1 protein-coding gene is annotated in these 562 nt (G+C 68.5%); it reads left to right on the top strand.

The window, feature by feature from the left end:
• On the top strand, positions 1–562 hold a 562-nt coding region (locus tag GEV06_29190), incomplete at both ends, for a peptidase dimerization domain-containing protein (GenBank protein ID MPZ21912.1).

Here is a 562-nt window from a genome sequence, read left to right as displayed (position 1 = left end):
AAGGCCGCCAGGGTTGTGCAGGCGATCGAAGAGTGGGCCGTCGAGTACACGAGGTCCCGTTCCGGCTCCACGCCGTGCGGCCCTGTCGTTCCGCAGGCTCAGGTTGGCGCGGTCCGCGGCGGGATCCCGTGGCGCCCGAATCGGTCGGCTCCCTACTGCGCGCTCTATGTCGACGTCCGCACGAGGCCGGAAGACAACGTGGATGCGATAATCAACTCGTTGCGCGGCGCGGTCGATGCGGCAGGCGTCGGCGCCGAGGTCGAGCTGGTGATGTCGAAGTCAGGTGCCGTTGGGGCAGGCGTCGAGCCCCTGGTGGCATCCGTTCGCCAGGCGCACGAGCTGGTTCGGGGGGAAGTGCCTCCCGCGGCCGCGGAACAGGCGGTCGTCTCGATGTGGCGCGACACCAACGTCTTCAACAGGGCGGGCATTCCGGCCATCGACTTCGGTCCTGGTCGCGGCAACGCCGATGTGCAGGGGCGCGGTTACCTCGACGTCGGCAGCCTCGTGGACGCCGCCAAGATGTACGCCCTCGTAGCACTGAAGGTGTCCGGCAGCATCACCG

Source organism: Luteitalea sp., from assembly GCA_009377605.1.
In the GTDB taxonomy this organism is placed as follows: Bacteria; Acidobacteriota; Vicinamibacteria; order Vicinamibacterales; family Vicinamibacteraceae; genus WHTT01.
The sequence above is the reverse complement of the archived record's forward strand: the minus strand, read 5'-3'. Positions and strand labels throughout refer to the sequence as shown.